The sequence below is a fragment of the Nitrosomonas sp. genome (assembly GCA_031316255.1).
GTDB lineage: Bacteria > Pseudomonadota > Gammaproteobacteria > Burkholderiales > Nitrosomonadaceae > Nitrosomonas.
In genome coordinates this window covers 3589831-3613595 of sequence record JALDQW010000001.1, presented here as the reverse complement: position 1 = coordinate 3613595, position 23765 = coordinate 3589831, and the positions used below count along the sequence as shown (strand labels likewise).

Below are 23765 nucleotides of genomic sequence, written 5' to 3'. Positions count from 1 at the left end.
CATTTGGCCTTTCTTAAGGAAAAATAAAATGCGTAATCGAAGTATACTGACTGAAGCGAAACAGATTCAGTTGGCATCTGAATTAATCAGATTAGGCGCACGTTTACAGGTATTGGAAGTCAATTCTAATTTAAGTCGTGAAAGGCTTGTGAAACTTTATAAGGAAATCAGGGGGGTGTCTCCACCTAAAGGAATGCTGCCGTATTCTGAGGATTGGTTCATGAGTTGGCAGCCCAACATGCATTCATCGTTGTTTATCAATATCTATAATTTTATAACCATAAATTCTGATGTTAAAGGAATTGATGCGCTAATTAAAAGCTATAAGTTATATCTGGAACATATTGAGGCAAATGGACTCGAGCAAGTGCTAAGTCTTACACGTGCATGGACATTGATCCGCTTTGTAGAAAGCGAAGTATTGTGCATAACGCCTTGTGTACAATGTGGTGGGAAGTTTTTAGTACATTCGCTTGATATTCATTCCAACCATGTCTGTGGATTATGTAATATTCCTTCCCGTGCAGGAAAAACCAAGAAGGCAGCCGAATCGAGCATGCATTAATAGTGCTGTGAGCGAAGAATCTACCCACTCACAGCCTGTTTTATACGATCAAGCGCCTTTTCCAGATTCTCCATAGAGGTGGCGAAAGATAAGCGCATATATCCTTCACTGCCAAACGCAGAGCCTGGGACTACTGCTACGCCGGATTTTTCTAACAGGTATTCGCAAAATGTCAAGTCATTGTTTCGCTGAATAATTTCATTGGAATATAATTTCTCAATTGCTTTACGTGCATCTGCAAATGCATAAAAAGCGCCTTCCGATTTTAAACATTGAATGCCGTTACACTGATTCAGTTGAGTGGTGACAAAATTATTTCGCGCAATGAAAGCCGTTATCATCGGTTTGATGCAAGACTGATCACCATTAAGCGCCATTTCGGCAGCTGCTTGTGAAACAGAGCTTGGGTTTGAAGTGCTTTGAGACTGAATATTTTCCATTGCGGTAATTATTTCAACGGGGCCACCGCAATAACCAATTCGCCATCCAGTCATCGAATAAGCTTTGGATACACCATTTAGAACAATTGTACGAGAATATAAATCAGGGCAAGCATTCAAAATATTGACGAATTGATTATCAGATAACAGTATATGCTCATACATGTCATCAGTGACAATCAAAATCTGCGGATGTTTTTTTAAAACTTCTCCTAACGCTTTAAGCTCATCCAGTGTATACACAGCACCCGTAGGATTGCTGGGGCTGTTAATAACGAACATTTTAGAATTGGGCGTAATCGCTTTTTCGAGTTGCTCCGCTGTAATCTTGAAGCCTTGCTCGATGCCGGCATCAATAAAAACCGGCTTGCCTTCAGCGATCAAGACGATATCGGGATAGGATACCCAGTAAGGAGCGGGAATAATAGCCTCATCGCCAGGGTTGAGCGTGGCTAAAGCAAGGTTAAAAAAGCTTTGCTTGCCGCCACACGAAACCAGAATCTGCTTGGCTTCATATTCAAAGTTATTTTCACGTTTGAACTTGGCGATAATGGCTTTCTTCAGACCAGGAGTTCCACCGACCGCAGTGTATTTTGTCAGTCCTTTATTTATGGCGTCAATAGCTGCATCTTTGATATGTTGCGGTGTATCGAAATCCGGTTCGCCTGCGCCTAAACCGATTATGTCTTTACCTTCCGCCTTTAACTGTGCCGCCCTAGACGTGACAGCAAGAGTTGGAGAAGGTTTTATGGTTTGTACGCGGTTAGATAGTTCCACAACAGATTCCTCACTCTAAAATATGCAGACCAGCATGTTAGAATATGCTGATCAAAAGATGATTCAGACCTAAAATTATACCTGTGATTGAAACCTTCCCCAATAGTTTATATAAATTACATCAGTCGTTTGAACCCGCTGGAGATCAGCCAACTGCAATTGCACAATTGATTGAGGGTATTAATGATGGGCTCGCATATCAAACTTTGTTGGGTGTAACTGGTTCAGGGAAAACGTTTACCATTGCAAATGTAATTGCACGACTGGGCCGCCCGGCGATTCTGATTGCGCCGAATAAAACGCTAGCCGCGCAGCTTTATGCAGAAATGCGTGAATTTTTTCCGGAAAATGCTGTTGAATATTTTGTTTCCTATTATGATTATTATCAACCCGAAGCCTATGTGCCGTCGCGGGATCTGTTTATCGAAAAAGATTCCAGTATTAATGCGCATATCGAACAAATGCGTTTGTCAGCGACAAAGTCCTTGTTGGAGCGCGAAGATACTGTAATCGTGGCGACAGTCTCGTGTATTTACGGTATCGGCGACCCTGTCGATTATCATGGCATGATTCTGCATTTGCGAGTAAATGAAAAATACTCGCAGCGCGAAATTATCAAGCGCCTGACCGAGATGCAGTACGAGCGCAATGAAATCGAATTCACACGCGGAATGTTCCGTGTCAGGGGAGATGTGCTGGATGTTTATCCGGCTGAAAGTTCTGAAGCGGCCGTGCGGATATCACTATTCGATGACGAAGTCGATGATTTATCTTTATTTGATCCATTGACCGGCCGTGTATTGCAGAAATTGTCGCGTTTTACCGTATATCCTTCGAGTCATTATGTGACGCCGAAAAGTACGACTTTACGCGCCATGGAAACCATTAAAGCCGAGCTGCGGGAACGGCTGGACTATTTCTACCAGGATCATCATTTGGTCGAAGCGCAACGCCTTGAACAGCGTACCCGTTTTGATTTAGAAATGCTCAATGAATTGGGATTCTGCAAAGGAATTGAAAATTATTCACGTCATCTTTCTGGAAAAAAACCCGGAGAACCACCGCCCACATTAATAGACTATCTGCCAAAAAATGCATTGATGTTTATCGATGAGAGTCATGTGACAGTACCGCAAATAGGCGGCATGTATAAAGGCGACCGCTCCCGTAAGGAAAATCTGGTTCAGTATGGTTTTCGCCTGCCTTCCGCACTGGATAACCGTCCGCTGAAGTTCGAGGAATTTGAGAAAATGATGCCGCAGACCATCTTTATTTCCGCAACGCCGGCAGATTACGAACATCAGCACAGCGGGCAAACGGTTGAACAAGTGGTGCGACCGACAGGGCTGGTTGACCCGGTTATAGAAGTCCGTCCAGTTACAACTCAAGTGGATGACTTAATGTCCGAGGTGAATCTGCGTGTCGCCAAAAATGAGCGTGTGCTGGTGACGACATTGACCAAGCGCATGTCTGAGGATTTGACCGATTATTTTTCTGATCATCAAATTAAAGTGCGCTATCTGCATTCAGACATTGATACCGTTGAGCGTGTTGAAATTATTCGCGACTTGAGGCTGGGCGAGTTCGATGTGCTGGTGGGCATTAATCTGTTGCGCGAGGGACTGGATATCCCCGAAGTCTCACTGGTTGCGATACTCGATGCGGATAAGGAAGGTTTTTTGCGCTCTGAACGATCTTTAATCCAGACCATAGGCAGGGCAGCCCGTCATATTAACGGGACTGCAATTCTTTATGCAGACCGGATAACCCGCTCGATGCGAGTTGCGATTGATGAAACCAATCGCAGGCGTGAAAGACAACTTGCATTCAATCAGCGGCATCAGATCACGCCGCGGTCTGTACACAAGCGCATTAAGGATTTGATTGATGGCGTCTACAGTCTGGATACGGCACAGAGAAAACTTAAAGCCAGCGAAATAGAGGCACAGTATAAGTCAATGGATGAACGTCAGATCAGCCAGGAAATTCAACGTCTCGAAAAGCAAATGTTGAAAGCCGCCAAGAACCTGGAATTTGAGCAGGCCGCAACTTGTCGGGATGAAATCAAACGACTAAAGAATCAGTTGTTTATTGGGACGGCTGAGATCGAGTAAATTTATTTTTTGATCATGGTGGATGATACAAAAATTACGCGTCTAAATGTGCGATTTAAGGTCTTGCTGGTGAAGTTTTCCATCGACATACTTTCCACAAAGCGAATATGATCACCTAGATTGACTTTTGTCGTTGGTGCTGCAATCCAGAAACGTCTGTCGCCATTTTCCAGTTCCATATAGGTATACCCCGTTGTGTCCAGAATCTCTAAAACCTTGCCTTCATCATTTGGGTATTCTTTGCCGGCTGCAACGGGACGACTCTCTTCATGATGTAACGCCAGTACATTCAAGGGGTAAAAAAGCAGACCACATATTACAATCATGATTGTTACAACAATAAATCTCATTATCTCTCCATTTGTGTATGAACGAAACCAATAATGATACACCGCAACGATTGTAAGTTCCAATCGGGTTTTCAGTTGATCTATTTTGAAGAGCTATGATTCCGAGTGATAAACCTGTTGGTCCTGACGAACTTTTTCAAACAAGCAAATCGCTGTAGCGGCAGCGGCGTTAAGTGATTCGGTTTTTCCAGGCATTGGAATAGAGATTATTTCATCTGCCGCATGCAGGATTTCATTTGATAAACCCGTGCCTTCATTTCCGAAAATAAAAGCGGCAGCGTTATTCAAATTCATCTGGTAAAGCGTTCTGGATGCATAGGGTGAAGTGGCTAATACCTGGCCTTGAATACAATTGGCAATCTCTACAAGATTGCAATCAGCATAAATGTTTAGAAAGAAATGTGCGCCCATAGCGGCGCGCAGCACTTTGGGTGACCAGGCATCCACACAATCCTGTGATAAAAAAATATCGGTAATATCGGCTGCTGCGGCGCAGCGGATTATGGTGCCTAAATTACCGGGATCCTGAATTGTTTCCAGTAAGATACAGAAATTTGGGCAATTGTTTGCGAGAATGAATGGATTATCTGGTTCTGGAATAGCGACGCACGCGAGTATGCCGGTAGGTGTTTTTACGGAAGAAATTTTTTGAAAGAGATTGTCGGTCGCGAAATAAAACTGTGTTTCGTGATGTCGGCTGCAAGCTTCCTGTATTGCTGTGATTTCCTTGTTTTTTTGTCCGGATTCACTGATGACAAGGCTTTTTAGTCCTGAAGGTACATGATAAGCAGAAAGATATGATTGTATGAGGTGTATGCCGTCCAGAATTGTGACTCCCGATTTTCTTCGAAACCGGGCTGATTTTTGCAGCTTAACCAGTTGTTTGACATAAGTATGCTCGGTCGATGTTATCCGCTGCATGTTCTGTTATCTGAAGAGTTTCAGCGAAATGGAAAAACCATTTGATTTGTCGGATAGTGTTTGCTATGAGGTGTAGCGATATTCTGCAGATTTGGCATGTGCCGGCAATCCTTCGCCGTTTGCCAGTATAGATGCGATTCTGCCTAGTTTTGCAGCGCCTTGCGCAGAAACTTGAATGAGGCTGCTGCGTTTCTGGAAATCATAAACACCGAGCGGCGATGAAAAGCGTGCAGTACGTGAAGTTGGCAACACATGATTCGGACCGGCGCAGTAGTCTCCCAATGCTTCACAGGTGTGCCGGCCCATAAATATGGCGCCGGCATGTCTTATTTTTTCAACCCATAACTCAGGATCGTCCACTGAAAGTTCCAGATGTTCGGGGGAGATTTTATTGGCAATCACACATGCTTCCTCGATGTCCTGAACCTGAATTATGGCGCCCCGGTTTTCCAAAGAAGTGCGAATGACATTCTTGCGGGGCATGGCTTCGATCTGTCGATCGATACTTTGCATGACTTTGTTCAAAAAAGCGGCATCCGGCGACAACACAATGGATTGTGCCATTTCGTCGTGCTCGGCTTGGGAGAATAAATCCATCGCAATCCAGTCCGGATTGGTTTTTCCATCGCAGATTACCAGAATTTCAGATGGGCCTGCGACCATGTCGATTCCGACAATACCAAAGACGCGCCGTTTGGCAGCCGCGACATAAGCATTGCCTGGGCCGACTATTTTATCGACCTGTGGGATAGTTTCGGTGCCATAAGCCAGTGCGCCAACCGCCTGTGCACCACCTATAGTGTAAACGCGGTCAACCTGACTGATTGCTGCTGCGGCCAGCACCATGTCATTTTTTTCGCCGCGAGGCGTTGGCACCACCATAATGAGTTCTTTGACACCGGCGACCTTCGCAGGAATGGCGTTCATCAGCACTGAGGACGGGTAGGATGCTTTGCCGCCGGGAACATAAAGTCCAACCCGATCCAAAGCGGTGACCTTTTGACCAAGCATCGTGTTGTCCAGTTCATGATAATGCCAGGACTCGGAAACCTGTTTTTCATGGTATGTTTTGATGCGTTCTGCGGCCTCTTCAAGCGCCTGGCGTTGCTCAACCGGTAAAGACGACAAGGAGCGCTGCAAACGCTCCTGAGTTAACTCCAGTTCCGTCATTGAATGCACGTTTACTTGATCAAAACGATTGGTGTATTCAATCAGCGCCTCGTTACCGCGAACTTTGATTTCAGCCAGAATCTGCGCAACGGTGGCGTCTATCGATTCGTCCATTGCATTTTCAAATGCCAGTAGTTGTTGCAGGGCTTGATTGAAATTGCTGTCAACCGAGTTGAGTCGTTTTATTTGAACCATGAATAGATATCCGGATAAGTAAAAATGCGGCGGAATGCACTGGTTTAGTGTTTGATTGCGCTTGCAAACGCATTCAATATGGGTTGAATCGTTTTACGTTTCAGTTTCAATGCCGCCTGATTGATGATCAGCCTTGAAGAAATCGGCATGATTTCTTCGACTGCACGCAGGTTATTGGCCTTTAACGTGCTGCCCGTCGAAACAAGGTCGACGATGGCGTCCGCCAAGCCGACCAGCGGTGCAAGCTCCATGGAACCGTAAAGCTTGATCAGGTCAACATGCACACCTTTGTCGGCAAAATGTTCGCGTGTTGTTTGCAGATATTTGGTGGCGATTCTTAACCGCGCGCCCTGGCGAACAGCAAATTCGTAGTCAAATCCTTCAGCTACGGCAACCATCATGCGACACCGTGCAATGTTTAAATCCAGCGGCTGGTACAACCCACTGCCGCCATGTTCAAGCAAGACATCTTTGCCTGCAATGCCCAGATCAGCAGCGCCATACTGAACATAGGTTGGCACATCGGATGCGCGTACAATCACCAACCGCACGTTGGCGCGGTTGGTGGCCAGAATGAGCTTGCGTGAAGACTCCGGATTATCCTGGGGAATAATTCCGGCGGCTTCGAGTAACGGGGCAGTGTCGTCAAAAATTCGCCCTTTTGACAGCGCGATGGTGATATCAGTCATAAATGCTGTAATTTTGTGTGATCACCCAAGATTTGCTTGCGCAAATTCCCAGTTGATCAGTTTATCCAGAATTGTATTGACATAATCCACGCGACGATTCTGATAGTCCAGATAGTAAGCATGTTCCCACACGTCAATGGTTACAAGTGGTCTCACATTTTGCGTGATGGGTGATTCGGCATTGCCGGTTTTGGCGATAGCAATTTTATCGCCGTCTTGCACCAGCCAGGCCCAGCCGCTACCAAATTGTGTCATTGCGGCGTTTGCAAATTCTTTTTTACAGGCGTCCACGCTGCCGAATGATTGTTCGATTCTTTGCTTAAGGTTTGCGGGCGGTTCGCCGCCGCCATTGGGGCTAAGGCTATGCCAGTAAAACATATGATTCCAGACCTGCGCGGCATTATTGAAAATGCCCGCTTTGTCCGTTTTGCCGGCGACTGCGTGGATAATGTCTTCAAGCGACTGGCCTTCGAGTTCTGAACCCTTGACGAGATTGTTCAGGTTGTCGACATAGGTTTTATGGTGCTTGCCGTAGTGAAAACTGAGTGTGTTTGCAGAAATGACAGGTTCCAAAGCATTATCCGCATAGGGCAACGGCGCTAATACAAATTGCGAACCCGACACTGCAGTGCTGGAAAAATTATCAAGATTAAGTGACATGCAAGTCTCCTTTCTATAAATGGTTGAATAAATGGGTGACGAAGTTTTTCATATTATATTGCAGGATTTTTGATCCTGATTTTGTGGAAATTTTAATTTCCAGGCTTGATTTCTGAAACAAATGTTATTTTATTGTACCCGGCAAGACGGGCGGCTTCCATAATTGTGATCACCGACTGGTGCGTTGCTTTTGCATCAGCGTTGATAATAATCAGTGGGTCTTGCTGATCCTTGGCGGCATCGCGCAGTGTGTCGCGCAGGTATTCAATACTCACCGATTTGACCGGCATTAAATTGATTGTGTATTCTCCCATTGTATTGACGGTAATATCAATGGCCTGAGGGCGTTCAATATTTTTATCGACTTCTTCCGTGCTGGCTTCGGGCAATGTTATTTCAAGTTCGGCAAACTTTGAGTAGGTTGTGGTAACCACCAGAAAAATTAGTATCACCAGCAAAACATCAATCATGGGCACCAGATTGATTTCCGGTTCTTCCTTTTGTCTGCCTCGTTGAAAATTCATTGTTTGTGCGCTTTTGTACTGAGATATGGTTTAAAATTATATAACTTGAACCGGGTATTATAAACAAGCTAGGCAAAAGAAAGTATTTTCCATGTCTGAATATGAGCAGAAGCAGCTTCTTTTTTAACATTTTCCAAAATCTTTTTTAATCCTGTTTAAATGAAAAATCCGTTGATCAGCGTTGTTATGGGCAGCAACAGCGACTGGAATGTCATGCAGCATGCAGCAGCTATTCTGAAGGATTTCAATATTCCGCATGAAGCGCGCGTGGTATCAGCACACCGTACGCCTGATGTCATGTTTGAATTTGCCGAGACCGCCGTCAAGCGGGGGATACAATGTATTATCGCCGGTGCCGGAGGCGCGGCGCATCTGCCGGGGATGATAGCCGCCAAAACCACTGTCCCGGTGCTCGGGGTTCCGGTCAATTCCCGCTACCTAAAAGGGCTGGATTCTTTGCTGTCGATTGTGCAAATGCCCAAAGGTATTCCGGTAGCGACTTTTGCGATCGGCGAGGCAGGTGCCGCGAATGCTGGGTTGTTTGCGGTTGCAATTCTGGCGAATACCGATCTGCAAATAAAAAAAAGATTGGATTCTTTCCGTGAACAACAGACAAAAAGTGTTGCCGCTATGCAACTGCCGGAGTAAACCGTGTCGCACATGTTAACACTATCAACCCAATGAAGCCGATTTTACCTGGTTCAATGCTGGGTTTATTGGGCGGTGGTCAGCTTGGCAGAATGTTTGTCATAGCAGCGCATCAAATGGGTTATCAGGTCACCGTTCTGGATTCAGACCCCGGCAGCCCGGCAGGCCGGATAGCCGATCAGTTTATCTGCGCCGATTATGCTGATCAGGCTGCCTTGCAGCAAATGGGCGAGCAGTGCGCTGCAGTTACAACCGAATTTGAAAACATTCCGGCCGAAGCGCTTGCAAAACTGGTGTCTTATTGTAGTGTCAGCCCGGATGCACACAGCGTTGAGATTGCGCAAAACAGGATTTCTGAAAAACAGTTCTTGCAATCGAAAGGTTTTCCGGTAGCACCGTTTGCAGTCATTGAACAGAGCACGGATTTCGAAGTGGTGTATGACTTGTTTCCGGGAATACTGAAAGTCAGTCAATTTGGCTACGATGGTAAAGGCCAACGGCATGTAAATCGTGCGGCGGAATTGAAGACGGCATTTTCTGATCTCGGGTCAGTATCCTGTGTGCTGGAAAAAAAATTGCCCTTGAAATGCGAAGTTTCTGTTGTACTGGGGAGAGGACATGATGGGAATGTGGCATGCTTTCCGGTTGTGGAGAATCAACATGTTAACGGCATACTCGATATCAGCATAGCGCCAGCCAGGATTCCCGAAACGCTTGTTGAAAGCGCGTATGATGTCGCCAGAAAAGTGGCAGATGCCTTGAATTACCGGGGGGTGCTTTGTGTCGAGTTTTTTGTTCTGCAAGATGGCCAGTTGTTGATCAATGAAATTGCACCGCGTCCGCATAACAGCGGACATTTTTCCATAGACGCGTGCGTGACATCGCAGTTTGAACAGCAGCTGCGTGCATTGTGTCATTTGCCGCTGGGTAATACCGATTTGCATCAACCCTGTGTCATGGTCAACCTGCTTGGGGATGTGTGGCGGAAGGGTGAACCGGATTGGTCCCAGGTACTCGGACAGCCCTCGGTCAAGCTGCATTTATATGGTAAAACAGTAGCGCGGCCAGGACGTAAAATGGGTCATTTTACAGTGCTTGATGTGACTGCAGACGAAGCGTTGGCGAGAGCGCGTTCTATCAAGCAGCTTTTGGAATTCAATTAAATAAAATGGAAAAAGAATCGGCATTATTTGAAACGAACATCAAAAGCCTGCCTTTTGTGCACCGCGGTAAAGTACGCGATATTTACGCCGTCGATGATGACAAATTGCTGATCGTGCAAACCGACCGGCTGTCGGCATTCGATGTCATCCTGCCCGATCCGATACCGGGCAAAGGCAAGTTGCTGACCGCGCTGTCGGCATTCTGGTTCGAAAAACTGGCGCATATCATACCCAATCATTTAACCGGCATTACGCCCGAATCAGTCGTCGCTGAAAACGAACGCGAGCAGGTTCAGGATCGTTCCTTTGTCATTCGCAGACTCAAACCGCTGCCGGTTGAAGCGATCGTGCGCGGTTATATCGTCGGCTCAGGATGGAAGGACTATCAGGCGACGGGTGCAGTTTGCGGTATTCAATTGCAGCCGGGATTACAGCAGGCCGAAAAAATACCTGGTGGCGCAATTTTTACTCCATCGACCAAGGCCCAGGTAGGCCTGCACGATGAGAATATCGCCTTGTCCGAAGTCGAACAGCAAATAGGTAAAGACCTGACTACCAGGGTCAAGGAAAAAGCGGTGCAGTTGTATACTGAGGCGGCTGATTATGCCGTGCAACGGGGTATCATCATCGCCGATACCAAATTCGAATTTGGACTCGACGATAAAGACGAACTGTATTTGATTGATGAAGTGCTAACACCCGATTCATCCCGCTTCTGGCCGGTCGACCAATACCAAACTGGCATCAGCCCGCCGAGTTACGACAAACAGTTTGTGCGCGACTGGCTGGAGACGCAAAATTGGAACAAAAAACCGCCAGCACCGAAGTTGCCCGAAAATGTCATTCGTCAGACAATGGAAAAATATGAGGAAGCGTTGCGGCGGTTGACTGGGGTTTGAATGGTAGCCATCCAGGAAAGAAGAAATTTTCAGGGAAAAATATATGGGTATAGAATATAGGCCTGTCCCTGTGCTTGCAAACTGACACAGAATTCTGAACACCCTTAACTTGACTTATTCTTGGCTAAGTAAAACCATTATATTCGCTCGTGGCCACTTATTTGATCAATCTTAACTCAGCAAGTTATACTCATTCTTAACTTGCTAATAGCTCTGAAATGACATGTGTAACTTTGTCTGGATGATAAGGTTTGAGGATGTAGCTTTTTGCTCCGGCTTGTGTCGCCTGCATAAATTTATCTCGACTGGCGGTGGAGGTTACCATCACTGCCTTTATTGTCGGTGTTTGTTTGTGTATGATTTTTAATGCTTCCAGTCCATTCATCACGGGCATCTCGTAATCCAGGCAAACAATATCGGGACGATGTTTGCAAACTAATTCTATCGCCTGTTTACCGTCGCACGCTTCTGCAACTACTTCAACCCCCATGTGCGCCAGAATTGCCGACAATAAACGACGCAACGTCACGCTGTCATCCGCTACCACGGCAGTGGCGCGCGAGGGTTTTTCTGCAAATGGATTGCGTTTTTTTTCGGCCACCAGTAGCAATCGCTGCGCATACGCAACCTTTTGCAGTGCCTTAATAATCTGTTCCTGAGTGAATGGTTTATGTAAAAATCCGGCCGAGCCGGCATCAGCTGCCGCATGTTCCAGTTTTTGGTCATTGCTTCCGGTAATCATGACAACTGCGATATGCGGATACACATCCTGAATCTTTTTAAGTAGAGAGAGTCCATCAGTACCTGGTAAATAATAATCGAGACAAATAATATGTGGCATTAAATGATTGATTGAATTCAGCAATTTCGAGCCACTGCCCAGCTCGCCAACAACGTTATAGCCATTTTCATTTAATAGAGTACGTAATACGCTGCGTACGGAAATTGAGTCGTCAACAATTAGAACACGTAATTTTTGATTGGATTGCATATTGAACTTATGGTTATCTAAAGACTATCAATGATGTGTTCTTTACGACAGAATCTGTAGCAAATTTAATTCATCAAATGCACATGCACATAACTGGTTCAATTTGAACAAAGTGAGGGTTTATAAGAGAGGGAGGAGCCATACCGGGATGAGTTGCCATTTATGCCCGTGTTTTGTTTTTGCTTAGATTCGCTTTAGTCCATTTGGCCTATTAAATTGTATTTACAAAAACAAGAAGATTCGGGCTACCTTACTCGTTTTCAGGAAGCGCGCGAGGCGCAAGTTATCAGATCACAACAAAATCGACATATGTGAGATTCAGTCCTGGTGATAACAGCGCAAATTGTACTGTTTCCGTTACGCCTGTGGCATCTGCATCATAATAAAGCGCACCAGATTCTGCGTCGTAGATGATCATATCTGTTGTATCCCGGGCTTTAGTGCCTGTAGTGAATGCTGCAGCATTCAATCTGCCACTGTTGAGCGCGCTGAAAATGGCATCATCAAGAATGATTTTGTCATACCCATGCTTGAAGTCGGTGATGACGTCAATCGCATCGGCAAAAGGTGCGTCGAGTATAAAATAATCCCGTCCGGACCCACCTGTTAATATGTCTGCATCTTCACCGCCAAATAATAGATCTGTTCCGCCGCCGCCTTTGATTACGTCGTTTCCGGCATCGCCAAACAAGATATCATTGCCACGGAATCCAAGAATCTCATCGTTGTTGGCCGTACCGGTCAATCTGTCAGATCGTGATGTGCCGGTAATTGTGTTCAATTCCGGTGCCGGTTCTGGGGTCGGTTCGGGAGTGGTTTGCGGCGCTGGATCGGGCTCCGGTTGGGGAGCGGAGTCGTTATTGCTGGCTGCCGGATCAATTAAATCCAGTTTTAGGTTACGGCTGCCGATGTTGACTACCTGACTGGTTGTAGAAATGCCAGTGCCACCAGTGCCACCAAAGCTGACCGTGTAATTTCCTGTTGTTAACTCCAGCGTATATCCGCCTGCCTGATTTGTTGAAGTTGTGCTCACCACACCCGTGGCGTTATTTTTGGCCGTGATGATAATATTGCCGAGCCCTTCATTGATATCATAAAACCGGTCGCCGTCCTGATCGTCGAAAGCAACCCCGGTCAGGAAAGCGTTTGATGCAGTGCGGGCGAAATTTTGCGTTGCAAACGCACCTTCAAAATTTTGAAATTCACCGACTTCGAATCCGACACCGATTTCCCGAAAGGAATCATTCAGTATATTTGCACGATGACCTGAGGAATTCATGAGCATCGTATGGAGCTGTTGCACTTCGTCTGCCAGGCCAGTTGGTGCACGCGTACTCATCCACGCGATATTTTCACCCCAGGTCCATGAGCCTGAAAAATTATAACCCGCGGCGGTCATTCGATCACCCGGACTGGACCCTCCGGCACCCGTATGCGAGAAAGTATCCGTTGAAATCATCCACGAACTGTGAGTTTCGGACGATTCATTCAGATCGCCGTTAAAAGCAAGTGGTTGAGCACCAGCTTTACTGCGTTCGGCATTAATCAATTCCAGCATAAATTGTTCGTAAATATTTGCTTGTGACATAAAATAAATTTACTCCTGCCTAAATTTGTGGGTTGTCTTTAAAGGTAAATTGTTTTAACAAGAAAAGTTGTGTGACTCATCTGTAAAGCAAATTGACGTTATTTATTAAGGTGATTCTTTGATACGTTGACTATGATTTTTAATAAATGGCTCATACCACTAAAGTTAGCAAATTTCATGCCAGACTGATTTATTCTATAAAACAGAGTGTTATGCGAGCAACAGTGACTTGAGTGTCGCTTATTTTTGTATAAATGAACCCGTTTTTTGCAATACTATGAATAATAAATGCTTTTGTTGTCGCAAATCAGAGACAACGGGTATTACGGATTGACAAAATTTGTTACAGTGAATGAATGACGTGAGCATTCATGTAAATGAACATATCGTTTCTTTAGTACATGCATCATTGTCGTAAATCAGATACAACGAATATTACGGTCAAAAGGTGCCCCAAAATTCAAACCGGATGAATGCGCTCGATGGTACATCTGTAGTACTTGATGCGTCTGGAAACAGTTACAAACTCGGGCACCCGTATCGACCCTCTCGCCTATAATACACATGGATTGCGTACAACTAAGCCGACGCCAAACGGAACCACGGTCTTTTGCTAAGATCTGAGTAGTCAGTTGATTGCCGAAACTACAGAAGTTGGCGCATTTTCAAAAAGACGTACAACAGCACTGAAACGCTACACACAATTTGGGGCGCAAGGGATAGCACAGGAATCCATCTGGCGGCATTTAAACCGGCAAGTATTTCCAGGCGACGATCAATTTGTTCAGAAAATGCAAAAAAAGATTAACGGCCTATCTGAAGATAAGAATAGACCTAAAGCCCAGCGCTGCCCGCCTGCGCCCAATCTAAAAGCCATAGCGGCAATGTACGCAACCGGCGAATACAGTTATTTACAAATCGCGGCTTTTTATAATCTGCATTTCACGATTGTTGGAAAAGTCGCCCGGTTGGCAAAAGAAAAAAATAGGAAGGCATCATTCTTTTTGGCTTTTAAGGTTTCATAGGACTTTTGTTGTAATTCGTTTTGCATTAACCTTTGTCCATAAGAACAACAAGCGTGGAGTATTAATCTATGTCAGAACAGCAGAATGAGCTGCAGCAAAAAACGCTGCTGAACAATCTGATAAATAAGCGTACTACGTTTAATTCGATCATCATTGTGGTAGCAATCATCATGCTGTGGCGCGGTGTCTGGGGTCTGTTGGATCTTTATCTTTTTCCCGGAGTGCCGACTTTAAGCTATCTGGTTTCAATCGCAATAAGTTTATTGGTGTTGTATCTGAATGATTTTCATCTGGACAACCTCAAAAGATAGACCGGAAGCAGTTGATGTATTATTTATGTAAATCCCGATGGGTATACGAAGGAGGTATTGCAATTGACAACGGACAAACAAAAGATACAAGCGGTCCAAGCAATCCGGCCGGATCAGGAAGTGACGACTTTGCAAAAATTGCCGTATTTTCTCGGCATTTCCGGGCAGACGGTTGGCGCTACAGGGCTTTCAATGCATGTTGTCGTTATACCTCCGGGCGCAAAAGCTGAGCCGCATATCCATGTGGGTTATGAAACCGGCATATACGTTCTGGAAGGCGAAGTTCTCACGCGATGGGGAACGAATCTTGAAAATGAAGTCGTTAGTACGAGCGGTGAGTTTTTGTTTGTTCCGCCGGATGTTCCCCATGACGCCACGAATCTGAGCCAATCCAAACCCGCGCGCGCCATCGTTGCCCGTAACGATCCTGCCGAACAGGATAAAGTCGTGCCATACCCATACCGTATATCAGACAAATAATCTGTTTTTAGCTTGAATGATAGTAACCTGAAGTCATTGCACATACTGTCATGACAGACGGACAACAACTATTTTTATTTTCAGATTGTGTAGCAATAGCAGTGAAGAATAAAACTCTGCTAAAATATCGGATTCTATAAGTGTCATGCAAGGGAAAAATTAATGGCTTATGTAGTAACTGAAAACTGTATTAAATGCAAATACACGGATTGTGTTGATGTCTGCCCGGTTGACTGTTTCCGTGAAGGCCCCAATTTTCTGGTGATTGATCCGGATGAATGTATCGATTGCACATTATGTGTTGCAGAATGTCCGGTGGAAGCGATTTATGCGGAAGATGATGTGCCTGATGCGCTGGCGGACTTTATTGCCATGAATGCTGAGTTATCAAAAGAATGGCGGCCGATTATCGAAAAGAAGGATCCATTGCCTGATGCAGACGAATGGGCTGGCGTCACTGAAAAGCGGGATCAACTGCTACGTTAACCGGGAATGTGGCATTGAATAAGAATCTCTATGCCGCATGACAAATCCAATCATTTTTTTCAACTTCCATATAACGAGCTTTTTGAGCGTCTGGATGCCAGTGCGGCGGTAACGACAGTTGTTACACCCAACCAAAGACTTGCCCGGGCGCTTAAAGATCGTTTTGTCCGGTACCAGACTGACCAACAAAAAGCAGTCTGGCGTACGGCCGATATACTTCCATTTGCATCCTTTGTTGAACGCATTTATCTGGATGCGCTCTACGCCAGTTCGTCAATTGAAATTCCGCTGTTATTAACTTCCAGTCAGGCGCAACTGCTTTGGCAAGAAATTATTCAGTCTTCTGAAATTGGGCAAGGATTGCTGGCCGTTGCACGGACTGCAAGACTGGCCTACGAAGCCTGGCAGTTATTGCATGCATGGCAATTGTCATCAGAAATCAATAATTCTTTTCTGAATGAAGACTGTAGTGCTTTTCAAGACTGGGCGGCGCATTATGCTGAATGTTTGACGAGAAATCATCAAATTGATCCGGCATGTCTTGTGGACTTTATTGCGGAGCACTATAACCAGATGCCTGTAACAAAACCTAATTATCTGTTTTGTTATGGTTTCGAGATTTTAACACCCCAGCAAGTTACTTTTCTACACAAGCTCCAGGCGTCGGGGTGTGATGTGGTTTGCGTGCAGCCTCCGGCGATGTTTAGAGGTCAATCAAGCGGCACGGTTTTTAGCCCATCACGCCTCGGCTGTGTTGATCGTCATGAGGAGTTATTCCGATCAGCGCTATGGGCGCGATCAAGGCTTGAAGCCAATCCAGATGTATCGATCGCTGTGGTAGTGCCTACTCTGGCGAATGAGCGAAAAGCTGTTGCACGAATTTTTGCTGAAGTGATGCAACCGGACGTTCATGCGGCGTTGCCGCAAATGCATTCGTCGCAGCATCATCAGCCATTCAATATTTCTTTAGGTTTGTCGCTGACTGCCTACCCTTTGGTCGATACCGCTTTATCGCTACTTGAATTGATTACGCATGGACTGACTTATGATCGTGCCAGTCATCTGTTGCGTTCTCCTTTTTTGGGTGGCGGTGAATCAGAAATGAATCAGCGTGCCCTAATGGATATGCGAATGCGACGCTATGCGGCACCATTTGTTACTTTGGAGGATCTTGTGGCACTGGTGCAACGGTTTGACCATAAAGGCGATAATAATGATGAAAACGGTGAAACTCAAAGTCCGGTTTTGAGCAAAAATTTATCAGCGCTGCATTCTTTTTGTCAAAATCATTTGCCAACCCAGGATCATCATGCGGTTTATGCACAGTTGTTTTCCCAGGTACTTCGGATTATGAGATTTCCCGGGGAGCGCGCGCTTGATTCCGTAGAGTATCAGACGCTGAAAAAATGGCATGAAGTTGTGGCTGATTTTGCTTGCCTTGATAGTGTAATCGCGACCACACATCTTGAAAGTGCAATCGGAAGGTTGAAATTTATGGCCGCAGATACCGTGTTTCAGCCGGAGACACCATATGTGCCAATTCAAATACTCGGTGTACTGGAAGCAGCAGGAATGGTGTTTGATCATTTATGGGTCATGGGTTTGTCTGATGATCAGTGGCCGCTGCAACCGCATCCAAATCCATTCCTGCCTTATTGTGTCCAGAAAAAAGCCCGGATTCCAATGGGCTCGGTCACTGAAGCATTAAGCTATTCACGGCAATTAAAGGATGGCTGGTTGCACAGTGCTAAAGAGGTTGTTTTGAGTTATCCAAGATTTCGAGACGGCCTTGATGCGCAGGAAATAATGCCCAGTTCCATGATCCGGTCAATACCGGAGGGTGCTATTGAGTTGCCGCAATTCAGGCAACACCGCGATTTAATCATCGAATCGGCAAGTCTTGAACGTTTGATCGATGATCATGTGATGCCGGTAGCCCAACAGACCGTAACGGGCGGTGTTGCGGTCATAAAGGATTATGCGGCGTGTCCGTTTCTCGCGTGGGCGCGTCACCGTATGAAAATAAAAGACAGGGAAATTCCGCATGCCGGACTGAATGCCATGGAGCGAGGGATATTGGTGCATCAAGCTTTGTGTTTGATTTGGCGGCAACTGAAAACAAAAGAAGCGCTCGATAGGCTACAGGATGGTGATTTGGTGAAAACGTTGACAAATGCAGTCGAGCAGGCAGTTGCACAAGTAGAAAGATTGCGGCCTTTTGCATTAGCAGGCCGTTTTGCCGCTATTGAACGGCGGCGCCTGATACAGTTGCTACGGGCATGGTTTGATGAAGAAAAGAAACGTGACAACTTCAGTGTGATTGCGACAGAGGAAAGTCACACGATTCAGGTCGGAGAGTTGACGTTACAGGGACGGCTGGACCGGCTCGATCAGCTGCATAACGGGCAACTGCTCATTATTGACTACAAAACGCGCAAATTCAAAATTGAAACAATGCTGGGTAAACGTCCTGATGAACCGCAATTGCCGTTGTATCTTGTGATGATGGAATCGATTGCATCGACAGCTGCGGGTGTTGCATTTGCGTCAATAAAAAAGGGGCAGATGGGTTTCTCTGCGATTCTCAGCGAGCAGAATGTGTTGCCGGATGTGGGTGCGTTTAGCCAGGCAAAATCGTGCGCATACTTCCAGACATGGGATGAACTGGTTGCTAGATGGAAACAGGACTTGACGCAGCTTGCTTCCGGTTTTTTAAGTGGTAATGTCAGTGTGTCGCCCAAACATTATCCGGTAACCTGCCAGTATTGTGATATGCAATCATTTTGCCGTATTCATGAGCGTCTCAGGTATGTCGCCGAAGATCAGGACATTGAAAGTGACTGATTCTCAAAGTATCCCTGATGCAGAAGAACGGCTGCGCGCAATCGATCCGTTAGTTTCATTCATTGTTCAGGCGCCAGCCGGGTCAGGCAAGACGGGATTGCTGATTCAGCGCTATCTAAAGCTTTTGGCCTGTGTTGACGAACCTGAAGAAATTGTTGCCATTACATTTACCCGCAAAGCCGCTGCTGAGATGCGCGAGCGGATCTTGAAAGCACTTGATGCGGCGCAAGGCAATGTCGACAATCCCGAGAATCAATTTGAACAATTGACGCATAAACTTGCTGCAGCAGTGTTGCAGTGTGACCGGCAGGCCGGGTGGCATATTCTCGACAACCCCATGCGGTTGCGAATACTGACCATAGACGCGCTTTGTGCCGCTCTGACGCGTCAGATGCCGATATTGTCAAAATTCGGTGCTCAACCTGAAACAACTGAAAATGCGCAGACGCTTTATCAGGATGCTGCGCGTGCAACAGTCAAGTTGCTCAATCAACAGCATGAAATTGCAGATGATATAGAGTTGCTGCTCGAATACCTCGATAACGATCTGGCACGCCTTGAAAATCTGCTTGCTGCGATGCTGGCGCGGCGTGATCACTGGCTGCGGCATATTCACGGTAAAACAAGAGAAGAGCTGGAAGCATCGCTTGAAAATGTGCGCGGGTATGCTGTTGGCCGACTTTGCAATTTGCTTTCCAGTGAACTGCACGAAGAGATTGTGGCTTTGGTACGTTATGCCGCAGCAAATCTTTTGGCCGAACAAAAGACTTCGGCAATTACTGTTTGTGCAGATATGGACAGATTGCCGGATACTGTTGATGCATGGTGCGGTATTGCTGAATTATTGCTCAAGGCGGATGGTGAGTGGCGTGACAAAATTGATGCGAGGCAGGGTTTTCCAGCGGGTAAGACAAAAACTGAAAAAGAAAAAGCCCAGGTATGGAAAGTCCGTTTTACGCAATTTATTGAACGGATCAAAGCAGATGTCCATTTGCACCGCGCATTGCAGGAAATCCGGCAATTGCCTTCACCCGTCTATATTGAAAATCAATGGCAAATACTGGGTGCGATAACGCGGTTGTTGCCATATGCTGTGGCGCAACTGAAAATAATTTTTCAGTTAACCGGGCAGGTGGATTTTACCGAGATATCGCAAAGCGCGCTTTTAGCGTTGGGCGATGCCGATGAGCCTACAGATTTATCGCTGGCGCTGGATTATCGTATAAAGCATCTTTTAATTGACGAGTTTCAGGATACTTCAATCAGTCAGTATCAGTTGATTGAAAAATTGGTGGCTGCATGGGAACCAGGCGATGGACGAAGTTTGTTTCTTGTAGGTGATCCAATGCAGTCAATCTATCGTTTCAGGGAAGCTGAAGTGGGATTGTTTTTGCAGGCGCGTCAAAGCGGGATAGGGAGTATCGATTTGCGCGCCATAACATTAAGTAGTAATTTCCGTTCGCAACGCGGTATTGTGAATTGGGTAAATAGTACCTTCAGCCGGATTATGCCGGACTTTGAAGATGTCGCTGCTGGCGCTGTAGCTTATTCCGCTTCCATCGCCGTAAGTGCCGATCTTGATGGCCCGGCAGTTTCAATTCATCCCGCATTTGAAAAAGACCGTACTGCTGAAGCAGAAAGGGTTGTGACAGTGATCAAACTATCCAGACAAAGGTATCCGGCAGATACAATCGCTGTTCTGGTACGCAATCGCAGTCATTTAAGCGAAATCGTCGCATTGATGCAATCGGCAGGTTTACGTTTTCATGCGGTGGAAATTGAAGCGCTCAATCAAAAGCCAGTTGTAGAGGACTTGCTGATGCTAACGCGCGCATTGCTGAATCCTGCCGATCGTCTGGCCTGGTTTGGGATTTTACGCGCACCGTGGTGCGGGATGCGGCTTGATGACCTGCAGGCGTTGGTATCCCCGCAGATGTTCGATCACTGTGAGCAGAAGAAGCCTCAAACCCGCACAGTATGGGAAATGATTAACGACGAGAAATGCTGGCATACGCTTTCTCGCGATGGCGCCAAACGGCTCGGGCGTGTCCGGAGAGTATTTTTGCAATATATGCTGAATCGTTACCGTCAGTCGTTACGCACAACTGTTGAGGCTGCCTGGCAAGCACTCGGTGGGCCGGGTTGCATCGGCGAAAATAAGAAAAGTATTGTTCAAAATGGCAATCGGGATGTACACGGTATTCAGAAAAAGCATAATGCCAGTTCACTGAATGACGCAATGACATTTTTTGACTATCTTGAGCAACATGAAAGCGCGGGTAATATTGTGGATTTTGCTGCTTTTGAAGAAGGGATGGCCAGGCTTTATGCATCTACAGACTTTGATGCAGACAAAAGCTTGCAAATCATGACCATTCATAAATCGAAAGGGCTTGAATTTGACACGGTATTGCTGCCAGGACTTGGCTTTTCACCGAGAAACAGGGAAAAACAACTGCTGAAATGGATGGAGTTGCCGCGTTATGACTGTAAAGACGCTTCAGGTTGGGATGCATTTGATATCAGTGAATCAGATCTGTTTCTTGCGCCAATTCAGGAAACCGGAAAAGAAAACGATTCAATCAATCGCTGGCTGGAATCGCTTGAGCATGCGAAAGAAAACTATGAAGCCGAACGTTTGTTGTATGTCGCGGCAACGCGTGCCAAAAAGTTTTTACATTTGTTTGGACATACAAATTTCAGTGAAAAAAACAGCGAACAAGTACCTCTGCAACCCAGATCAGGAAGTCTATTAAAAAGGCTCTGGCCGGCTGTAGAACCGGAATTTGTTAATGCTGCAAGGCATCGCGCATGTCAGGGACAGCAACCCGGTCAAAGTGCAGAGACGATTCAACAGTACAAAGAACCATTGATTGATCAGTCAATTTTGAGACTGGTTTCAGACTGGCAGCATCCGGCAGCGCCTGATCCGGTGAAATGGAAATCAATGGATGTAATTGCAAATATGCATGAAGAAATTGAGTTTTCATGGGCCGGAGAAATGACTAAACATGTCGGCAGTATTGTACATCGTTGGTTGCAGCAAATTGCCGAAGAGCAAATGAAAGGATGGGATGTACAGCGCATACAATCCATGCGTAATAAATTTGCGTTTGGATTATTAAAAAATGGACTGGGTTCAGAACATGCAATTGTGAATCAGGCGGTTGAACGCGTTGTTACCGCATTGATTAATACCATTACAGATAATCGTGGCCAATGGATTCTGGGCGAGCAAATTGACGCTCAGAATGAGCTAAGGTTGACCGGAATCATCAACGATATAGTGGTTGAAAATGTCATAGACCGGACTTTTTGTGATATGCACGGAACCCGATGGATTATAGATTATAAAACAAGCAGTCATGAAGGCTCCGGTATTGGACAGTTTCTCGATAGAGAGCAGGAGCGGTATTGTCATCAATTGAATGGCTATGCTGAGTTATTTAGCAAGATTGATTCGCGCCCCATATGTTTGGGTTTGTATTTTCCAATATTGAGAGGCTGGCGTACCTGGAAATACTGACCAAATTGTATTAACAATGTGTATTAACAATGAGTGAATTATTTCAGGAATAACTCGAATGGCAGCAGTTTATTATTGAGAATGCTTTCTGCGATTAAAAGTCAAAAGTTACAATAAAAACAGCGTGGTTTGTCCAGGAAAATTAAAATTTCCAAACGGGGAAAAGAATTTAAATTTGAAATTTTTATAATAAGGATGTTTTCGGATATTGAAAACGAAAATATTATCTATTACTATTACGTAAATCTCCCCACGAAGTATGTGGAGATTTTTGGGCAAATGACTTGACTTTATAGTGTAAGGTCGACTAGCCTTTGGTTTACAGTAGCAGGAGCGATTATGAAGAAGCGCAACTGAGCTGTTAAAAAGAGCAGTATTAAAGAGCAGTACTAATTAATTAGTATTAAGGACAAGAGAGAAGTAGTAGTAATAATTAATACGAAAGTAAGGAGGAATAAAGATGGCAACAACGATGGGAACGAGTAGAGCAGCGAGTGCTGACTATGACATGTCATTGTGGTACGACTCCAAGTACTACAAGCTGGGCATGGGCATTATGCTGGCGGTAGCGATATTCTGGATTTGGTATCAGCGTACATTTGCGTATTCACATGGTATGGACTCAATGGAGCCGGAATTTGACCGTGTATGGATGGGCTTGTGGCGTGTACACATGACCCTGATGCCATTGTTTGCGTTGGTAACCTGGGGCTGGATTCTGAAGACCCGTGACACCAAGGAGCAACTGGACAACCTGGATCCAAAGCTTGAAGTTAAGCGTTATTTTTACTGGATGATGTGGTTGGGTGTCTATCTGTTTGGTGTTTACTGGGGCGGCAGCTTCTTCACCGAGCAAGATGCATCCTGGCATCAGGTGATTATTCGTGACACGAGTTTCACGCCAAGTCACGTAGTTGTGTTCTATGGTTCATTCCCGATGTACATTGTATGTGGTGTAGCGGCATACCTGTACGCGATGACCCGTTTGCCACTGTATAGCCGTGGCACATCATTCCCGCTGGTTATGGCGATTGCTGGTCCGTTGATGATTCTGCCGAACGTTGGATTGAACGAGTGGGGTCATGCATTCTGGTTCATGGAAGAGCTGTTTAGCGCGCCATTGCACTGGGGTTTTGTGATTCTGGGCTGGGCAGGTTTGTTCTCAGGTGGTATCGCGGCACAGATTGTGACCCGTTACTCTAACCTGACAGACGTGATCTGGAATGGTCAAAGCAAAGAAATTCTAAACAACCGGATTGTTCCTTAATCTAAGCTAGACTATACATCGCCCAAGCGAGAAGCCTGGGCGATGCTCTGTGAGGCTACGGGATGCAGATAAAGGGAGTAATAATAATGCATTCTGAGAAATCTCGAGGAGATGTAGTGAAAGGCAGTGAAG

At 45.7% G+C, this 23765-nt stretch carries 21 protein-coding genes; 12 read left to right on the top strand and 9 right to left on the bottom strand.

What is annotated here, in order from left to right; all coding sequences use genetic code 11:
* Nucleotides 1–28: 28 nt before the first annotated feature.
* Nucleotides 29–565 (top strand): flagellar transcriptional regulator FlhC, encoded by a 537-nt coding sequence (flhC, locus tag MRK00_16020; GenBank protein MDR4518877.1) that lies wholly within the window; start codon nt 29–31, stop codon nt 563–565.
* Nucleotides 566–585: 20 nt separating this feature from the next.
* Here flhC and MRK00_16015 read toward each other — a convergent pair whose 3' ends face one another.
* Nucleotides 586–1782: a pyridoxal phosphate-dependent aminotransferase gene (locus tag MRK00_16015; GenBank protein ID MDR4518876.1), complete on the bottom strand. Its 1197-nt coding sequence runs from the start codon at nt 1780–1782 to the stop codon at nt 586–588.
* A gap of 83 nt (nt 1783–1865) precedes the next feature.
* Here MRK00_16015 and uvrB point away from each other — a divergent pair, with 83 nt between their 5' ends.
* Nucleotides 1866–3896, top strand: coding sequence for an excinuclease ABC subunit UvrB (gene uvrB / locus MRK00_16010; GenBank protein MDR4518875.1), 2031 nt, complete (start codon nt 1866–1868; stop codon nt 3894–3896).
* Nucleotides 3897–3898: 2 nt separating this feature from the next.
* On the opposite strand, the gene MRK00_16005 is transcribed toward uvrB, so the two are convergent.
* The 6 genes from MRK00_16005 to MRK00_15980 form a co-directional block, all read right to left on the bottom strand.
* Nucleotides 3899–4246, bottom strand: a complete 348-nt coding sequence (locus tag MRK00_16005) for a hypothetical protein (protein MDR4518874.1) — start codon at nt 4244–4246, stop codon at nt 3899–3901.
* A gap of 93 nt (nt 4247–4339) precedes the next feature.
* Nucleotides 4340–5167: an RNA methyltransferase gene (locus MRK00_16000; GenBank protein ID MDR4518873.1), complete on the bottom strand. Its 828-nt coding sequence runs from the start codon at nt 5165–5167 to the stop codon at nt 4340–4342.
* Between the two features lie 63 nt (nt 5168–5230).
* Nucleotides 5231–6532 carry a histidinol dehydrogenase gene (hisD, locus tag MRK00_15995; protein MDR4518872.1) on the bottom strand — a complete coding sequence of 434 codons (1302 nt, stop codon included), beginning with the start codon at nt 6530–6532 and terminating at the stop codon, nt 5231–5233.
* 44 nt (nt 6533–6576) lie between these two features.
* On the bottom strand, nt 6577–7221 hold the full coding sequence (hisG, locus tag MRK00_15990; GenBank protein ID MDR4518871.1) for an ATP phosphoribosyltransferase: 645 nt from the start codon (nt 7219–7221) through the stop codon (nt 6577–6579).
* 21 nt (nt 7222–7242) lie between these two features.
* Nucleotides 7243–7881 (bottom strand): superoxide dismutase, encoded by a 639-nt coding sequence (locus MRK00_15985; GenBank protein MDR4518870.1) that lies wholly within the window; start codon nt 7879–7881, stop codon nt 7243–7245.
* Between the two features lie 92 nt (nt 7882–7973).
* Nucleotides 7974–8405 carry a biopolymer transporter ExbD gene (locus MRK00_15980; protein ID MDR4518869.1) on the bottom strand — a complete coding sequence of 144 codons (432 nt, stop codon included), beginning with the start codon at nt 8403–8405 and terminating at the stop codon, nt 7974–7976.
* Between the two features lie 159 nt (nt 8406–8564).
* On the opposite strand from MRK00_15980, the gene purE reads away from it, so the two are divergent.
* Genes purE through MRK00_15965 form a run of 3 tightly spaced genes read left to right on the top strand, consistent with a single transcriptional unit; the run spans nt 8565 to nt 11115 of the window.
* Entirely contained in the window at nt 8565–9053 is a 489-nt protein-coding gene (gene purE / locus MRK00_15975; GenBank protein MDR4518868.1) for a 5-(carboxyamino)imidazole ribonucleotide mutase, read from the top strand.
* Nucleotides 9054–9085: 32 nt separating this feature from the next.
* Complete coding sequence (locus MRK00_15970; protein MDR4518867.1) at nt 9086–10216, top strand: 5-(carboxyamino)imidazole ribonucleotide synthase; 1131 nt, start codon at nt 9086–9088, stop codon at nt 10214–10216.
* 5 nt (nt 10217–10221) lie between these two features.
* Complete coding sequence (locus MRK00_15965; protein MDR4518866.1) at nt 10222–11115, top strand: phosphoribosylaminoimidazolesuccinocarboxamide synthase; 894 nt, start codon at nt 10222–10224, stop codon at nt 11113–11115.
* A 196-nt stretch (nt 11116–11311) separates the two neighbouring features.
* Here the strand turns inward: MRK00_15965 and MRK00_15960 are convergent, their stop codons facing one another.
* Both MRK00_15960 and MRK00_15955 read right to left on the bottom strand, forming a co-directional pair.
* The gene (locus MRK00_15960; protein ID MDR4518865.1) at nt 11312–12106 is read right to left on the bottom strand and encodes a response regulator; all 795 of its coding nucleotides are present in this window, start codon (nt 12104–12106) and stop codon (nt 11312–11314) included.
* 286 nt (nt 12107–12392) lie between these two features.
* The gene (locus MRK00_15955) at nt 12393–13694 is read right to left on the bottom strand and encodes a CAP domain-containing protein (GenBank protein ID MDR4518864.1); all 1302 of its coding nucleotides are present in this window, start codon (nt 13692–13694) and stop codon (nt 12393–12395) included.
* 632 nt (nt 13695–14326) lie between these two features.
* Here MRK00_15955 and MRK00_15950 point away from each other — a divergent pair.
* The 7 genes from MRK00_15950 to MRK00_15920 all read left to right on the top strand — a co-directional run bounded on the left by MRK00_15950 (nt 14327) and on the right by MRK00_15920 (nt 23633).
* Nucleotides 14327–14719: a hypothetical protein gene (locus tag MRK00_15950; protein ID MDR4518863.1), complete on the top strand. Its 393-nt coding sequence runs from the start codon at nt 14327–14329 to the stop codon at nt 14717–14719.
* A 68-nt stretch (nt 14720–14787) separates the two neighbouring features.
* Complete coding sequence (locus MRK00_15945) at nt 14788–15030, top strand: hypothetical protein (GenBank protein ID MDR4518862.1); 243 nt, start codon at nt 14788–14790, stop codon at nt 15028–15030.
* Between the two features lie 63 nt (nt 15031–15093).
* Nucleotides 15094–15510 (top strand): cupin domain-containing protein, encoded by a 417-nt coding sequence (locus tag MRK00_15940; GenBank protein MDR4518861.1) that lies wholly within the window; start codon nt 15094–15096, stop codon nt 15508–15510.
* A gap of 162 nt (nt 15511–15672) precedes the next feature.
* Complete coding sequence (locus tag MRK00_15935) at nt 15673–15996, top strand: ferredoxin family protein (protein MDR4518860.1); 324 nt, start codon at nt 15673–15675, stop codon at nt 15994–15996.
* 30 nt (nt 15997–16026) lie between these two features.
* Nucleotides 16027–18840 (top strand): PD-(D/E)XK nuclease family protein, encoded by a 2814-nt coding sequence (locus tag MRK00_15930; GenBank protein ID MDR4518859.1) that lies wholly within the window; start codon nt 16027–16029, stop codon nt 18838–18840.
* The gene (locus MRK00_15925; protein ID MDR4518858.1) at nt 18833–22366 is read left to right on the top strand and encodes a UvrD-helicase domain-containing protein; all 3534 of its coding nucleotides are present in this window, start codon (nt 18833–18835) and stop codon (nt 22364–22366) included. Before MRK00_15930 ends, MRK00_15925 begins: the two co-directional genes overlap by 8 nt.
* A 460-nt stretch (nt 22367–22826) precedes the next feature.
* Nucleotides 22827–23633: a methane monooxygenase/ammonia monooxygenase subunit C gene (locus MRK00_15920; GenBank protein MDR4518857.1), complete on the top strand. Its 807-nt coding sequence runs from the start codon at nt 22827–22829 to the stop codon at nt 23631–23633.
* Nucleotides 23634–23765 lie beyond the last annotated feature (132 nt).

Excerpts from the sequence above, each read along its gene's own strand:
- purE (MDR4518868.1), top strand. The coding sequence starts at position 8,565 with ATGAAAAATCCGTTGATCAGCGTTGTTATGGGCAGCAACAGCGACTGG.
- MRK00_15930 (MDR4518859.1), top strand. The coding sequence starts at position 16,027 with ATGCCGCATGACAAATCCAATCATTTTTTTCAACTTCCATATAACGAG.
- MRK00_15935 (MDR4518860.1), top strand. The coding sequence starts at position 15,673 with ATGGCTTATGTAGTAACTGAAAACTGTATTAAATGCAAATACACGGAT.
- MRK00_15970 (MDR4518867.1), top strand. The coding sequence starts at position 9,086 with ATGAAGCCGATTTTACCTGGTTCAATGCTGGGTTTATTGGGCGGTGGT.
- MRK00_16000 (MDR4518873.1), bottom strand. The coding sequence starts at position 5,167 with ATGCAGCGGATAACATCGACCGAGCATACTTATGTCAAACAACTGGTT.
- MRK00_16005 (MDR4518874.1), bottom strand. The coding sequence starts at position 4,246 with ATGAGATTTATTGTTGTAACAATCATGATTGTAATATGTGGTCTGCTT.
- MRK00_15945 (MDR4518862.1), top strand. The coding sequence starts at position 14,788 with ATGTCAGAACAGCAGAATGAGCTGCAGCAAAAAACGCTGCTGAACAAT.
- MRK00_15965 (MDR4518866.1), top strand. The coding sequence starts at position 10,222 with ATGGAAAAAGAATCGGCATTATTTGAAACGAACATCAAAAGCCTGCCT.
- MRK00_15920 (MDR4518857.1), top strand. The coding sequence starts at position 22,827 with ATGGCAACAACGATGGGAACGAGTAGAGCAGCGAGTGCTGACTATGAC.
- flhC (MDR4518877.1), top strand. The coding sequence starts at position 29 with ATGCGTAATCGAAGTATACTGACTGAAGCGAAACAGATTCAGTTGGCA.
- MRK00_15960 (MDR4518865.1), bottom strand. The coding sequence starts at position 12,106 with ATGCAATCCAATCAAAAATTACGTGTTCTAATTGTTGACGACTCAATT.
- MRK00_15985 (MDR4518870.1), bottom strand. The coding sequence starts at position 7,881 with ATGTCACTTAATCTTGATAATTTTTCCAGCACTGCAGTGTCGGGTTCG.
- hisD (MDR4518872.1), bottom strand. The coding sequence starts at position 6,532 with ATGGTTCAAATAAAACGACTCAACTCGGTTGACAGCAATTTCAATCAA.
- MRK00_15955 (MDR4518864.1), bottom strand. The coding sequence starts at position 13,694 with ATGTCACAAGCAAATATTTACGAACAATTTATGCTGGAATTGATTAAT.
- MRK00_15980 (MDR4518869.1), bottom strand. The coding sequence starts at position 8,405 with ATGAATTTTCAACGAGGCAGACAAAAGGAAGAACCGGAAATCAATCTG.
- hisG (MDR4518871.1), bottom strand. The coding sequence starts at position 7,221 with ATGACTGATATCACCATCGCGCTGTCAAAAGGGCGAATTTTTGACGAC.